The following is a 14,171-nucleotide window of genomic DNA, read 5'->3' on the forward strand; positions in this document are numbered from 1 at the left end:
TCAATCTGGTGAATGTCGCGCATTCACCAGCCGACTGGCGTGCCTCCTCGGTGCCCGCTACCTTCAGCGCACACCTACAAAAAACTGAGGAGACACCATGCTGCCCCACCCTGCAACCATCGACGTGCGCGCGTGGCTCGATGGCCAGCGCTTTTCCGCGTTCCAATGGCGCGTCGTCGCGCTGTGTTTTTTCATCGTCGCCATTGACGGCTTTGATACCGCATGCGTCGGCTTCATCGCACCGGCGCTCGTGCAGGACTGGCACGTCACCCCCGGCGTGTTGGGCACCGTGTTCAGTGCCGGCCTGGCGGGGCTGATGGTTGGGGCGCTCGCCTTTGGCCCATTGGCCGACCGCATCGGGCGCAAGCGCACGCTGCTGATTACGGTCTCGGCGTTTGGCGTTGCCACGGTGGCATCGGCGTTTGCACCAAACGTCAGCGCGCTGATTGCGTTGCGATTCCTGACGGGCCTCGGCCTGGGCGGCGCCATGCCCAACGCCATCGCCCTCACGTCTGAATACTGCCCGGAGCGGCGGCGCTCCTTCCTCACCACCGTCATGTTCTGCGGCTTCACATTGGGGTCGGGCTTTGGTGGCATCGTTGCCGCGCAACTGGTGCCCGATTTTGGCTGGCGCAGCGTGCTGCTGTTCGGCGGCGTCGTGCCGCTGGTGCTGGTGCCGGTGATGGCCTTTGCATTGCCGGAGTCGGTGCGCTATTTAGTGTCCAGTGGCGCAAGCAACACAGCGGTCGGCAAGCTGCTCAACCGGATTGCGCCATTGGACGTCACGCCCGACACCCGCTTCGCGCTGCATGAAGCCAAGGCGCCGGGGTCGCCGGTGCGGCAGCTCTTCCTGCCGGCTTTCCGCACGGGCACGCTGCTGCTGTGGACGGTGTTCTTCATGAGCCTGCTGATCGTCTATCTGTTGACGAACTGGCTGCCGACGCTGATTCACGCGGGTGGCGTGTCGCTCGCGCTGGCGTCGCGCATTGCGGTGATGTACCAGGTGGGCGGCACCATCGGCGCGCTCATCATCGGACGGTTGATGGATCGGCACCCCGCGACGATCGTGCTGTGCGGCACCTACGGCCTGGGCGCCATATTCCTTGCTCTGACCGGCGTGACGCAAGGCACGATGCTCGCCTTTGCCGTCACGGGCGTCGGTTTCTGCATCAGCGGCTCGCAAATCGGCGCGAATGCGTTCGCAGCGCAGTTCTATCCCACTGCCAACCGTGTAACGGGCATCAGCTGGGCACTGGGCGTGGGCCGCCTCGGTTCGGTGTGCGGTGCGCTGGTGGGTGGCGTCTTGCTGACGGCAAACATCGGGTTCCAGCTGCTGTTCCTGATCGTGGCGGTGCCGGCAGCAATTGCGGCGGTGGCCATGTTCCTATGCGGCAGCCAAGCCAAACGCTCCGCCGCTGGGCAGGCGTTGCCCATGGCGTCGGAAGGCACCTAAGCATCCGGCCCGTCGAGGGCGGATTGCGGACCTCAAACAGTGAAGCTCCACTGTCTGAGGTCGAAAATCTCGACCTCCAACTGCGGCGCTCGACCGTCCGGGAGCGGAACGCCAGCCTCAACGCGACAACTTCGCCGATCCCAGAACGAAATGCAGGCCTCGGAGCACGGATGGGTCGGATGTTTTAGAGCGGAGCGCGAGCCTCGGATAGTCGCCTTCGAGCGTTCGAGACTGAAACGTCAGCCTCCGAGCGTGGCAGTCGAGTGTTCGCGGGTGAAGCACGACCCTCTGGCGGTGGAGTTCGACCCTCAGAGCGCCAAGTTCGAGCGTTCGAGCCGGACGCTCGACCCTCGGACGGTGGGGCGCCAGTGTTCGAGCTTGAAGCGTCACGATCCAAAGGTGGAATTCGAGTGTTAGGCGGTGAGGCGCGAGGCTCCAATACTCACCGACGACGAAGCCGACGCGTTGCCGGCCCGCCTAGATGGCAAACATCTCGAACAACAGCTGCCGCAGCCATTGATTGGCCGGCTCGCGGTGATTGCGCCCGTGCCACAGCACATTGATGGTGATATCCGGGATCTTGGCCGGGCACGGCGCCGTGGCCAGGTCAAACGGTTTGAGCGTACGCGTGGCATAGGCCTCGGGCACCACCGCAATCATGTCGGTCGACTGCAGGATGTGCCCCAGCGCCACGAAGTGCGGCACACGCAGGCTCACGCGCCGCGACATCCCTGCCCGCAGGATCGTTGAATCCACCATGCCGTGGCCCGTTCCCTCGGCGACGATCGACACATGCTCGGCTTCCAGGAAGCTCTTCATTGTCATGCCGTTCCTGGCGAGCGGATGGCCCTTGCGGAAGAGGCACACATAGCGCTGCTTGAACAGCCTGCGCTGGAAGAACCCCGCTTTCAGATCCGGTAGAAAGCCAATGGCGAGGTCCACGCGGCCGGCCTCCATTTCATCGCGCAGCGTGTCGGCATGGTTGCGCACCGTACTGATGGTGACCCCAGGCGCGTCCTTCTCCAGGCGGCGCATCAGACTGGGCAGAAAGTAGATCTCGCCAATGTCCGTCATCGCGATGGTGAAGGCGCGTGTGCTCGTCTTGGGGTCGAACTTGGTCGTGGCGTTGAGCGAGTTGTAGATCGCCCCGAGTGCGTAAGCGATGGGTTCGGCCAGCGTCTCGGCAAACGGTGTCGGCACCATGCCTTTCGATGTGCGGATGAACAACTCGTCCCCAAACAACTTGCGCATGCGGTTCAGCGCATTGCTGATGGCGGGTTGCGAGATGCCCAGTGTTTCCGCCACGGCAGAGACACGACGTTGCCGAAGCAACTCATTGAAGACGACCAACAGGTTGAGGTCGATGTCCTGTAGTTCCACCGCGTGTCTCCTCTCGCTTTTGCATTATCACTGCAGGTGATATGACACATCAGGTTGCTTCTATTTATGTATGTCGTCAAGCGAGCCATGATGCGTTCACACAGAAAAACGACTAGCCCGGAGACACGGCATGGACGTCACCGTCACCCCACTGCAGCGCATCGTCAGCGCGCGCTCGGGCGATAACCTGCTCGAAGTCCTTCGCACCAACGAAGTGCCCATCTCGTACAGCTGTATGGCGGGCCGCTGCGGTACGTGCCGCTGCCGGGTCGTGTCCGGCAATGTGGCCGTGACCGGCGGCGCAGATATGAACGGCCCCTCGACTTCCGGCCAGATTGTGCTGGCGTGCCAGACCACGCTGGTGGAAGACTGCGCGATCGAGCTGCCGGAAATCGATGAAGTGGTTGTGCACGCGGCCAGGATCGTCAAGTCGAAGGTGGTGTCCATCGAGGACATGACCCACGACATCAAGCGCATCCAGCTGGACCTCGCCAAGCCACTCGAATACTCGCCCGGCCAGTACGCCACGCTGCAGTTCACGCCCAAGCATGTGCGGCTGTATTCCATGGCCGTCGCCAACGAAGGGAACACGCTGGAGTTCCATGTGCGTGTGGTGCCGGATGGCCGCGTCACCTCGTATATCGCAAGCGAACTCAAGGTTGGCGACGATGTACGCGTAAGCGGCCCACTGGGCACGGCGTATCTGCGCCGCCGCAATGCAGACCCGATCCTTTGCGTAGCCGGCGGCACGGGTCTCGCGCCCATCCTGTCCATCCTGCGCGGCATGGCCGATGCGCGCATGACGAACCCGGTGCACGTGTACTTCGGCGTGCGCTCGCCCATCGACGTGTACGGCACGCATTGGCTGGACGCGCTGCGCGAGCGTCTTCCAAACCTGCACACGCACGTCGTCATCACCACATCGAATACGGACCGCCGCTACCGCTCGGGCGTCGTCACCGATGCCGTGGCGAGCGACTGGCCGAGCCTCACCGGCTGGCGCGCCTATCTGGCTGGCGCGCCCGTCATGGTGGACGCCGCGAGCCTGCTGCTGCGCCAGCGCGGCGTGCTGCCCGAACACATCTACGCGGATGCCTTCTACGCCGTTGGCGTCTGAAGCAGCACGCATTACAAACCTCGGAGACGCCCATGAAAGAGTCGACCCTCACGTTTTCCAGACCCGTCTGGAAAGACGACGGCTGCAGCCGGATTCCATTCCGCGCGTACACCGACGACGAGATCCACCAGCGCGAGCTCGAACGCCTGTTCTACAACGGCCACTGGTGCTACGTCGGCCTGGAAGCGGAGATCCCCAACGCGGGCGATTTCAAGCGCACGGTGGTGGGTGAACGCTCGGTGATCGTCACGCGCACGCCGGACGGCTCGATTGCCGTAGTGGAAAACGTCTGCGCGCACCGCGGCGTGCGCTTCTGCCGCGAGAAATCCGGCAACCGCAAAGACTTCACCTGCCCATACCACCAGTGGAACTACGACCTGAAAGGCAACCTGATCGGCGTGCCGTTCCGGCGTGGTGTGAAGTCGGAAGGCAAGGTGCAGGGCGGCATGCCCGCCGACTTTGACCCGAAGGAACACGGCCTCACGCAGCTCAACGTCGCCGTGCGCAATGGGGTCATCTTTGCCTCGTTCGACCACGACCTGCCGTCATTGGAAGACTTTCTGGGGCCCACCATCCTCGGTTACTTCGACCGCGTATTCGACGGCCGCAAGCTGAAGATCTTGGGCTACAACAAGCAGCGCATTCCGGGCAACTGGAAGCTGATGCAGGAGAACATCAAAGACCCGTATCACCCGGGCCTCCTGCATACGTGGTTCGTCACGTTCGGGCTCTGGCGTGCCGACAACAAGTCCGAGCTGAAGATGGATGCGCTGCATCGCCATGCAGCGATGATCTCCACGCGCGGCACCGGCGGCAAAAGCGCCGTCACCAGCGGCGTCACAAGCTTCAAAGAGAAGATGACGCTGCACGACGACCGCTTTCTCGACGTGGTGCAGGAACCCTGGTGGGGCGGCCCGACGGCCGTGATGATGACCGTCTTCCCGAGCGTGATCATCCAGCAGCAGGTCAATTCGGTGTCCACGCGGCATATCCAGCCCAACGGTCACGGCTCGTTCGATTTCGTCTGGACCCACTTCGGTTTTGAAGACGACACCGAAGAGATGACGCAGCGCCGCCTGCGCCAGGCCAACCTGTTCGGGCCCGCCGGCTTTGTCTCGGCAGACGACGGCGAGGTCATCGAGTTCTCGCAGGAAGGCTTCGAGCAGAAGCCCGGCCACCGCACCGTGGTCGAACTGGGCGGCCGCGAGGTGGGCGACACCGACCACATGGTCACGGAAACGCTCATCCGGGGCATGTACGAATACTGGCGCAAGGTGATGGAGATCTGACATGGCTGACGTCGCTTACACGCTCGATTTCCCGACCTACCAGCAACTGCTGGCGCTCTACACCCGCTACGCCAGCGCCGTGGACAACGCTGCGTGGGATCAATGGACCGACCTCTTCGTCGACGACTGCACCTACAAGGTCCAGCCCCGCGAAAACTACGAACGCGGCTTTCCGCTCGCCACGCTGTCGTTCGAAAGCAAGGGCATGTTGAAGGATCGCATCTACGGCATCACCGAGACGATCTTCCACGACCCGTACTACCAGCGCCATGTGGTCGGCCTGCCCGAGGTGACGCACGTGGAGGGCGACCGCATAGAGGCGCAGGCCAACTACGCCGTGTTCCGCACCAAGCCCGACGAGCTGTCGACGGTGTTCAACGTCGGCCGTTATATCGACACCATCGTCCGCACCGAAACGGGATTGAAGCTGAAGTCGCGCACCTGCGTGTTCGACAGCGAAATGATCCCCAACTCGATCATCTACCCGATCTGAGGTCTGCCCATGAGCAACACATCAACCACCACCTGGCTCAAGCTCATCAGCGTTGACGACCTGCCGGACGACGACGTGATCGCAGTCGTTGCCGGCGATGCGGAGATCGCGGTGTACCGCGTTGACGGCGAGGTCTTTGCCACCGACAACGTCTGCACGCATGGTCATGCGCGCCTGTGCGACGGCTTTCTCGACGGCTACGAGATCGAATGCCCGCTGCATCAGGGCAAGTTCGACGTGCGCTCGGGCAAGGCGATGTGCGAACCGCTGACGACCGACGTGCGCACGTTCCCGATCAAGATCGAAGACGGCCACGTCTTCGTCGAGCTGTAAGGAGCCGTCATGACATCCACCACGCTGCAAACGGAGCGCAGTGCGTACTACGCGCAACTCGATGGCAAGCAACTGGCGCCGCTGTGGGAGTCGCTGCATTCGCTGGTGCCGCGTGAGCCCAAGCCGCGCATCGTGCCCGCCATCTGGAAGTACAACGAGGTGCGCCCGCTGGTCATGCAGGCCGGCGCCGTCATCAGCGCGGAAGAGGCCGTGCGCCGCGTTCTGATCCTGGAGAACCCGGGGCTGCCGGGCAAGGCCAGCGTTACGTCCACGCTGTATGCAGGGCTGCAACTGATCCTGCCCGGCGAGATCGCGCCGAGCCACCGGCATACGCAGTCGGCGCTGCGTTTCATCGTCGAAGGCCGTGGCGCATGGACGGCGGTGAATGGCGAACGCACGACGATGCACCCCGGCGATTTCATCATCACGCCTTCGTGGACGTGGCACGACCACGGCTGCCCGACGCTTGAGGATGGCGGCGAACCCGTCGTCTGGCTGGACGGCCTCGACATTCCGCTGGTGCAACAGTTCGACTGCGGCTTTGCCGAGAACTACGCGCAAGCTCAGCAACCCGTGATGCGCCCGGAAGGCGACAGCTACGCGCGCTTCGGCCACAACATGGTGCCGGTGCGCCATCGTGTGACCGACCCCACCTCGCCCATCTTCAGCTACCCATATGAGCGCACGCGCGACGCTCTGGACACGTTGTACCGCCACGGTGAACTGGACCCCTGGGACGGCGTGAAGCTGCGCTACGTCAATCCCGCCACCGGCGGCTGGCCGATGCCGACCATCGCCACCTTCATGCAGTTCCTGCCCAAGGGCTTTGCGGGCAAGGCCTACCGCAGCACCGATGCCACCGTCTACAGCGTGGTGGAAGGCCGCGGCACGGCTCGCATTGGCGACATGCAATTCGAGTTCGAGCCGCGCGACGTCTTTGTCGCGCCGTCGTGGGCGCCGGTGCAGCTCCATGCATCGGAGGATGCGGTGCTGTTCAGCTATTCCGACCGGCCCGTGCTGTCTGCACTGAATCTGCTCCGCGAAGCGCGTACCTGACGAGACCCCACTCCATTGCTCTTGCGGGGTGCCAGCTGGCACCGCCGCCGGACCCATTCACCCCTGCGTTTTGACTGACCACACTGAGCCGACCATGAACTACGTCTTCACGCCCCCAGCCCTTACCGCCGTGCCCGTTGCGGGCAGCAACGAGGAGTTTGTTGTCCGCCGCGTCTATTGCGTCGGCCGCAACTACGCCGCCCACGCCCGTGAAATGGGCTACGACCCTGACCGCGAACCGCCGTTCTTCTTCTGCAAGCCCGCCGATGCCATCGTGCCGGTGGCTGATGGGCAGACGCTTGAACTGCCGTATCCGTCGCAAACGCAGAACTACCACTACGAAGCCGAGCTGGTGGCCGTGATCGGAAAATCCGGCGCCGACATCTCGGTGGACAACGCGCTCGATCATGTGTGGGGCTACGCCGTCGGGCTGGATATGACGCGCCGTGATCTGCAGATGAAGATGCGAGAGATGGGCCGCCCCTGGGAGATCGGCAAGGCGTTCGATGTGTCCGCGCCGATGGGGCCAATCCACCCGGCCACCAAGATCGGCCACCCGCAGCGGGCCGGCATCTGGCTGACCGTCAATGGCGAGACCAAGCAACGCAGCGACGTATCGCACCTGATCTGGTCGGTGGCGGAAACGGTGGCGTACCTCTCGCAGTTCTTCCGGCTGGAACCGGGCGACGTGATCTTTACCGGCACGCCGGAGGGTGTGGGTGCCGTGAATCCCAGCGACAGCATCGTGATGGGAGTCGACGGCCTGGGCGAGCTGAAGGCTCGCATCGTCTGAGCGCGCCGGCCATGCAGCTCTACAGCTTCTTCAACAGCTCGACGTCCTATCGGGTGCGCATTGCGCTGGCACTCAAAGGGCTGCCTTACGAGACCTTGCCGGTCAACATCCGCACCGACGAGCATCGCGCGGCGGGTTATGTGGAGCACATCAACCCGTCGGCGGGCGTACCGGCGCTCATCGACGGTGAGATGCACTTGAGCCAGTCGCTCGCGATCGTCGATTACCTCGACGCGTGCCACCCCGCACCACGGCTCATTCCGCTCGAACCGTTGCGGCGCGCACGCGTGCTGGAACTGGCCAACGCCATTGCCTGCGATATCCACCCCGTCAACAACCTGCGCGTGCTGCGCTATCTGCAGGACGTGCTGAAGGTCTCACCCGAGCAGAAAGACGCCTGGTACCGCCACTGGATCGACGAAGGCATGTCCACCGTGGAACGCTTGCTCGCGCGGTACAGCGCAGGCCCCTGGTGCTTTGGTGAATCGCCCACGCTGGCCGACGTGACGCTCGTGCCGCAGATGGCCAACGCGCTGCGCATGGGGTGTTCGCTGGAACGGTACGAACGGGCGATGGCCGTCTACGAACACGCCAGTGCGCATCCGGCCTTCAAGGCGGCTGCCCCGGCACAGCAACCGGATTTCACCGCCTGATGCACGTCACGCATTGCTGAAAAAACAACCACAATGGAGGAGACATCATGAACCTGCGCCACCTGGCGTTCCCCCTGCTGCTGGCGGCGCCCGCGCTTGCCGCCGCACAATCAGCAGCCCAATCCGTGACGCTGTATGGCGTGATCGATACCGGCGTCGAATACGTCAACCGCATCGGCTCGACCGGCAATAGCGTCGTGCGCATGCCCAACCTGAGCGGCACGGTGCCCTCGCGCTGGGGCCTGCGCGGCACCGAGGATCTGGGCGGCGGCGCCAAGGCGCTGTTCACGCTGGAATCGGGCTTTGCGCCCGACAGCGGCACGAGCAACCAGGGCGGCCGCCTGTTTGGCCGGCAGGCGTGGGTGGGCCTGTCCAACAACTGGGGGCAAATCAGCCTCGGCCGTCAATACACGATGCTGTTCTGGGCCACGCTCGATACCGATCTGCTCGGCCCCAACGCCTACGGCTCCAGCTCGCTCGACACGTATCTGCCCAACGCCCGCGCCGACAACGCCGTTGCCTACAAGGGCAAGTTCGGCGGCTTCACGGTGGGTGCCACCTACAGCTTTGGCCGCGATGCCGTCAACGCCGGGCCCAGCCCATCCGGCACCAACTGCGCAGGCGAGAACCCCGCTGACAGACTGGCCTGCCGCGAGTGGTCGGCCATGCTGATGTACGAGACCGGCAAGTGGGGCGTGTCGGCCGCGTACGATTCGCAACGCGGCGGGCCCGGCGCATTTGCCGGGTTGACGTCAAGCTCGCTCAAGGATGAGCGCATGGCGTTGGGCGGCTATGCGCTATTCGATCGCGCAAAGGTCGGCCTGGGCTGGATTGGCCGACGCAATGGCGCATCGGCCACGCCGCGCAGTGATCTCTTCTACGCCGGCGCCGCATACGATCTGACACCGGCCCTGACGTTGACTGGCGAGGTGTTCCATCTGCGGTTCCACAACAGCGCCAACAAGGCATGGCTGGGGGCGGTGCGCGCCAGCTACGCGTTCAGCAAGCGCTCGTCGGTATATGCCACGGTGGGCTATATCGACAACCGCGGCAGCCTGGCGCTGTCAGTGGACAGTGCCGCCACGGGCGCCGCACCTGCCGCTGGCGGAAACCAGCTCGGCACGATGGTTGGTATCCGGCACGTGTTCTGACGTGCCATGAAAAAGGCCCGCCACTCTGTGCGAGTGTGCGGGCCTTCAAAACCGCATCGATGTCGGCTTAGCCGACGGCCGTAGCGTCCAGCGCCTGCGTGAAATCGGCCAGCAGGTCAGCTTCGTCTTCAATGCCGACTGATACGCGAACCAGCGAATCGGCAATCCCCATCGACGCGCGGCGCTCGGCGCCCATTTCCCAGTAGATGGTCGGCGCCACCGGAATCACCAGCGTGCGCGTGTCGCCCAGGTGCGTGGCGCGCACGGCGTAGCGCAGGTGGTCGAGCATGTCGACGTAGTCAGCGCCGTCCACCAGTTCGAAGCTCAGCAGGCCGCCGTAGTGACGGAACAGCTCGGTGGCGCGGGCGTGTTCGGGGTGCTCCGGCAGGCCGGGGTAATACACGCGTGCCACCTTCGGGTGCGCGGCCAGCGTGCGGGCCAGCGCCAGCGCGTTGCTGCAGGTGCGGTCCACGCGCAGCGCCATCGTTTCGGCGCCCACGGCAATACGGTGCGCGGCATCGGCAATCAACGTCGCGCCCTGATCGCGCAGGCCCTTCTTGCGGATCTGCTGGATGCCCTGCATTTCCGGCTTGGCCTTGCGGTATGCCGGGTAGATGTTCGGATACGCCGTCCAGTCGAACAGGCCCGTATCCACCACCGCGCCGCCCAGCGCGTTACCGTGCCCGCCGATGTACTTGGACAGCGAATGCACCACCAGGCTCGCCTGCGCATCACGCGCGCGGAACAGCCACGGCGAGGTCATCGTGCTGTCGACCACGTAGATCAGCCCGCGTGCCTTGCAGATGTCACCAATGCCCTTCAGATCCGCCACTTGCGTGCGCGGGTTGGCAATGGTTTCCACAAAGACGAGGCGCGTGTTCGGCTGCACCGCATCGGCCACGGCCTGGGCCGACGTGGCATCGACAAACGTCACTTCCACGCCCAGGTTGCGCAGCGTTTCGAACACGCTGTTGGTGTTGCCGAACAGGAACGCGCTGGAGACCACGTGGTCGCCGGCGCGCAACATGGTCGAAAACACCGCCATGATGGCCGCCATGCCTGTCGCAAAGCACGCAGTCGCCACACCGCTTTCCATCATCGCGATCTTGGCCTCGAGTGCGGCCGTGGTAGGGTTGCCCTGGCGGGCGTAGGTGTAGCCGGGCTTGCCCTGGAACACGTCGATCAGCTCGCGCGTATCGGTATAACCGTACGTGGTGGACGTGTGCAGCGGCTTGTGGATGGCGTAGTGCTCGACGCCGGCTTCGCGGTCGGCGTGCAGGAGGGCGGTGGTCAGTCCGGTCATGGCGGGGGCAGCAGAAAGGCAGGAAACAGCAGGAAACGGCACGAAAGTCCTGCATTATCGCGCGATTCCGGGGCCACCTGGGCGGTAGAACCGGAGCGGGCGTGGAACATGGCTTGCGTCGCACCCTCGCGTTGCAAGACCGACCGGATTCCACGCCTGGTGACGAGCCCATCTCCTGCATCCTCCCCTCCTCCCCATCCTGCTGAGGCATCGAGCCTGCAGCAGCGGATCGTGGGCGCGCTGTGGCGCGCCATCTGGCGGTACCGCAAGCGCGTGCTGGTGGCCGTGGGGCTGCTGGTGCTGGCCAAGCTGTGCGCGGTGGGCGTGCCGATCGTGCTCAAGTGGATTGTCGATGGCTTTGGCGATGCCACGCGGGCGCGTGTCTTTCCCGCCTTCCTGCTGCTGGCCTATGCGGTGCTGCGCTTTGGCGGCACGCTGTTCGGCGAGCTGCGTGACATGGTGTTCTCGCGCGTGTCGCAGCCGACGGTGGCGGGCTTCATGGCGCAGGCGTTCGAGCACCTGCACCAGCTCGGGCCGCGCTTTCATGCAAGCCGGCAGACCGGCGGGCTGATCCGCGATGTGGAGCGCGGCACGACCGGCATCGAGTTCCTGCTGGGTGTCGCGCTGTTCACGATCCTGCCGACCATGGTGGAGATCGGCTCCGTGCTCATCATCATGATGAGCCGCTACAGCGGGTGGTATCTCGTCACCATCCTGGCCACGTTTGCGGCCTATTGCACCGCCACCGTGCTGCTCACGCGGCGCCGCGTGCGCCTGCAGCGGCAGATGAACGAGTTCGACTCGATGGCTGGCAGCCGGCTGCTCGACAGCATGCTCAACCACGAAGCCGTGAAGGTCTACACCAGCGAGCGTTTCGAGGCGCACCGCTACCGTGACATCCTGCGCCAGCGCATCGAGACGGCGGTCGCCAACCAGCGCGCGTTGTCATTGCTGCATGTGTCGCAAAGCGGCGTGATTGCTGCCGGTGTAGCGACCGTCATGCTGCTGGCCGGGCAGGACGTGACGCGCGGCGTGCTGTCGGTCGGCGACCTCGTGCTGATCAACGCGTACATCATCCAGGTGTGCCTGCCGCTCAACGCGCTGGGCTTCATGTTCCGCGAGGCGAAAGACGCCGCCATCAATGCAGAGCGGCTGTTCCAACTGCTTGAACAGCGGGCCGACGTGGTGGACCTGCCCAACGGCGCACCGCTGCGCGTGACGCAGGGCGAGGTGCAATTCGACCACGTGGATTTTGGCTACGAGAACACGCGACCCATCCTGCACGACCTGTCGCTGCACATTCCGGCCGGGCACACGGTGGCCGTGGTGGGCGGCAGCGGCTCGGGCAAGTCGACGCTGGCGCGGCTGCTGCTGCGCTTTTACGACCCGTGGGCTGGGCGCGTGTCCATCGACGGGCAAGACCTGCGCGTGGTCACGCAAGACAGCGTGCGGCGCGCGATCGGCATCGTCCCGCAAGACACGATCCTCTTCAACGACACCATCGCCTACAACATCGCCTACGGGCGCGAAGGCGCAACGATGTCCGAGGTGATCGAGGCCGCGCGCGCGGCCTATGTGCACGACTTCATCGCCGCGCTGCCCGAGGGCTACCAGACCATGGTCGGCGAGCGCGGCCTGAAACTCTCGGGCGGTGAAAAGCAGCGCATTGCCATTGCGCGGGCGCTGCTGAAGAACCCGTCGATCCTGATCTTCGACGAGGCGACCTCCGCCCTGGATACCCGTTCGGAACGCGCCATCCAGCGCGAGCTGGACCGGCTCTCGGCACACCGCACGACGCTGGTGATTGCACACCGGCTTTCCACGGTGGTGGACGCCCACGAAATCGTCGTGCTGGAAAAGGGCCGCATCGTCGAGCGCGGCCGCCATGTCGATCTGCTAGCGTCCAACGGCGTCTACGCCCAGCTCTGGACGCTGCAGCGTCAGCAGTCCGACCTGGAACAGGCCCAGCACCGGCTTGCACAGCAGCCGATCAACCTCGTGGCACTGGTGGTGAGCGTGCTCGACGGCTTGCGCGAGGCAATCGATGCACGCCGTATCACGGTGTATTCCGTCATCCGATCAGAAACGCCAAGCATCACGGGTGACCCGAGCCGCCTGCAAGGCATCGTGGGCGACGTGCTGAGCCACGCCGTGCTCGCCAGCCACCCAGGCAGCCGCATCGAGATCGTGCTGGAGCGCGTGGAAGGCATGGCGCAGTTGCGTGTGACTGACACGATTGCCATACCGGCTTCGGCCGCTGCCGCCATTCCCACCGCCTCGCACACGCCTGCCGAGATGGAGCCCGACGCCGCATTGTCAGCCTTTGGGCCGACGGCAACCCCGCCGGCGCCCGCGCCGTTCGACGTGCTGGACCCGGTGGAACCGCTGGCGCCGCTGCGGCAAGAGCCGCGCGCGTTCGACACCGCGCTCGTGGCCACCGCGCAAGACACGGCCCCGACACCCGCAGCCACGCTTGACCCGTTGTGGATTCGCTCTGTCGTCGAACAGCACGGCGGGCGCTTTGCCGTCGTGCCGCTGCCCCATGGCGAGGGCACAACGTATGTGATGGACTTCCCGATCCGCGCCGTGGCGCCGCTTGCGACCGCGCCCGGCGAGCCCGTGCCCGCCACCGCGCAGCAGGCGCCACGAGGCGAACGCACCACGCTTGCGCCGCCGGATGCGCTATCCGGTGTGCACGTGCTCATCGTCGATGACCAGGAAGACGCCCGCGAGATACTCCAACTGCTGCTGGAAGACTACGGCGCCACCGTCACCGCTTACGGCGCGGCCAAGCCTGCACTTGCTGCGTTGCGCGCGGCGCCGGGCAATTCCTGGCCCGATGTGCTGGTCTCCGACATTGCCCTGGGTGACGACGAAGACGGCTACGCGCTGCTGCGCAACGTGCGCATGCTGGAGAGCGAACGCGACATGCCGCTCGATGCCCGCCTGCCCGCCGTCGCGCTATCCGGCTATGACAGAGCCGAAGACCGCACGCGCGCGCTGCTGGCCGGCTTCCAGCTGCACCTGGCCAAGCCGACCGAACACGGCGAGCTGGTCACCGCCATCCTGAGCGTCATTCGCGCACGGCATGCGCCCGCACGTGAATCGCACGCATCCGTTTCCTTCCAATCAGCCCAGGAGTCTCCATAA

General features: G+C 64.8%; 12 protein-coding genes. 10 read left to right on the top strand and 2 right to left on the bottom strand.

Features of this window, described 5'->3' with window-relative positions; genetic code table 11:
- The first annotated feature begins 97 nt into the window (after positions 1–97).
- Positions 98–1,453 carry an MFS transporter gene (locus ACTJK6_RS19195; RefSeq protein WP_433868336.1) on the top strand — a complete coding sequence of 452 codons (1,356 nt, stop codon included), beginning with the start codon at positions 98–100 and terminating at the stop codon, positions 1,451–1,453.
- Positions 1,454–1,930: 477 nt separating this feature from the next.
- Here ACTJK6_RS19195 and ACTJK6_RS19200 read toward each other — a convergent pair whose 3' ends face one another.
- Positions 1,931–2,833 carry a LysR family transcriptional regulator gene (locus tag ACTJK6_RS19200; RefSeq protein WP_260803474.1) on the bottom strand — a complete coding sequence of 301 codons (903 nt, stop codon included), beginning with the start codon at positions 2,831–2,833 and terminating at the stop codon, positions 1,931–1,933.
- A gap of 130 nt (positions 2,834–2,963) precedes the next feature.
- Between ACTJK6_RS19200 and ACTJK6_RS19205 the strand changes: the two genes are divergently transcribed.
- From ACTJK6_RS19205 to ACTJK6_RS19240, 8 genes are all read left to right on the top strand, one after another.
- On the top strand, positions 2,964–3,950 hold the full coding sequence (locus tag ACTJK6_RS19205) for an FAD-binding oxidoreductase (protein ID WP_440839858.1): 987 nt from the start codon (positions 2,964–2,966) through the stop codon (positions 3,948–3,950).
- A 32-nt stretch (positions 3,951–3,982) separates the two neighbouring features.
- Positions 3,983–5,239: an aromatic ring-hydroxylating dioxygenase subunit alpha gene (locus ACTJK6_RS19210; RefSeq protein ID WP_260803476.1), complete on the top strand. Its 1,257-nt coding sequence runs from the start codon at positions 3,983–3,985 to the stop codon at positions 5,237–5,239.
- Between the two features lies 1 nt (position 5,240).
- On the top strand, positions 5,241–5,732 hold the full coding sequence (locus tag ACTJK6_RS19215) for an aromatic-ring-hydroxylating dioxygenase subunit beta (protein ID WP_260803478.1): 492 nt from the start codon (positions 5,241–5,243) through the stop codon (positions 5,730–5,732).
- 9 nt (positions 5,733–5,741) lie between these two features.
- Positions 5,742–6,065: a non-heme iron oxygenase ferredoxin subunit gene (locus ACTJK6_RS19220; protein WP_260803480.1), complete on the top strand. Its 324-nt coding sequence runs from the start codon at positions 5,742–5,744 to the stop codon at positions 6,063–6,065.
- A gap of 9 nt (positions 6,066–6,074) precedes the next feature.
- Positions 6,075–7,121, top strand: coding sequence for a gentisate 1,2-dioxygenase (gene gtdA, locus ACTJK6_RS19225; RefSeq protein ID WP_433868337.1), 1,047 nt, complete (start codon positions 6,075–6,077; stop codon positions 7,119–7,121).
- A gap of 94 nt (positions 7,122–7,215) precedes the next feature.
- A complete protein-coding gene (locus ACTJK6_RS19230) occupies positions 7,216–7,914 on the top strand; it encodes a fumarylacetoacetate hydrolase family protein (RefSeq protein ID WP_260803482.1) in 699 nt (232 codons plus the stop codon).
- An 11-nt stretch (positions 7,915–7,925) separates the two neighbouring features.
- Positions 7,926–8,567: a maleylacetoacetate isomerase gene (maiA, locus tag ACTJK6_RS19235; RefSeq protein ID WP_440839859.1), complete on the top strand. Its 642-nt coding sequence runs from the start codon at positions 7,926–7,928 to the stop codon at positions 8,565–8,567.
- Between the two features lie 47 nt (positions 8,568–8,614).
- The gene (locus tag ACTJK6_RS19240) at positions 8,615–9,718 is read left to right on the top strand and encodes a porin (RefSeq protein WP_440839860.1); all 1,104 of its coding nucleotides are present in this window, start codon (positions 8,615–8,617) and stop codon (positions 9,716–9,718) included.
- Positions 9,719–9,785: 67 nt separating this feature from the next.
- Here ACTJK6_RS19240 and ACTJK6_RS19245 read toward each other — a convergent pair whose 3' ends face one another.
- Complete coding sequence (locus ACTJK6_RS19245) at positions 9,786–11,021, bottom strand: cystathionine gamma-synthase family protein (protein ID WP_440839861.1); 1,236 nt, start codon at positions 11,019–11,021, stop codon at positions 9,786–9,788.
- Positions 11,022–11,252: 231 nt separating this feature from the next.
- Here ACTJK6_RS19245 and ACTJK6_RS19250 point away from each other — a divergent pair, with 231 nt between their 5' ends.
- Positions 11,253–14,171: an ABC transporter transmembrane domain-containing protein gene (locus ACTJK6_RS19250; RefSeq protein ID WP_440839862.1), complete on the top strand. Its 2,919-nt coding sequence runs from the start codon at positions 11,253–11,255 to the stop codon at positions 14,169–14,171.

The sequence above is a fragment of the Ralstonia sp. 22086 genome, assembly GCF_052045975.1.
GTDB lineage: Bacteria > Pseudomonadota > Gammaproteobacteria > Burkholderiales > Burkholderiaceae > Ralstonia > Ralstonia wenshanensis.

What these genes read in the sequence shown, in the direction of transcription:
- ACTJK6_RS19195 (WP_433868336.1), top strand. Translation starts at nt 98, where the DNA reads ATGCTGCCCCACCCTGCAACCATCGACGTGCGCGCGTGGCTCGATGGC.
- ACTJK6_RS19205 (WP_440839858.1), top strand. Translation starts at nt 2,964, where the DNA reads ATGGACGTCACCGTCACCCCACTGCAGCGCATCGTCAGCGCGCGCTCG.
- ACTJK6_RS19210 (WP_260803476.1), top strand. Translation starts at nt 3,983, where the DNA reads ATGAAAGAGTCGACCCTCACGTTTTCCAGACCCGTCTGGAAAGACGAC.
- ACTJK6_RS19215 (WP_260803478.1), top strand. Translation starts at nt 5,241, where the DNA reads ATGGCTGACGTCGCTTACACGCTCGATTTCCCGACCTACCAGCAACTG.
- ACTJK6_RS19220 (WP_260803480.1), top strand. Translation starts at nt 5,742, where the DNA reads ATGAGCAACACATCAACCACCACCTGGCTCAAGCTCATCAGCGTTGAC.
- gtdA (WP_433868337.1), top strand. Translation starts at nt 6,075, where the DNA reads ATGACATCCACCACGCTGCAAACGGAGCGCAGTGCGTACTACGCGCAA.
- ACTJK6_RS19230 (WP_260803482.1), top strand. Translation starts at nt 7,216, where the DNA reads ATGAACTACGTCTTCACGCCCCCAGCCCTTACCGCCGTGCCCGTTGCG.
- maiA (WP_440839859.1), top strand. Translation starts at nt 7,926, where the DNA reads ATGCAGCTCTACAGCTTCTTCAACAGCTCGACGTCCTATCGGGTGCGC.
- ACTJK6_RS19240 (WP_440839860.1), top strand. Translation starts at nt 8,615, where the DNA reads ATGAACCTGCGCCACCTGGCGTTCCCCCTGCTGCTGGCGGCGCCCGCG.
- ACTJK6_RS19245 (WP_440839861.1), bottom strand. Translation starts at nt 11,021, where the DNA reads ATGACCGGACTGACCACCGCCCTCCTGCACGCCGACCGCGAAGCCGGC.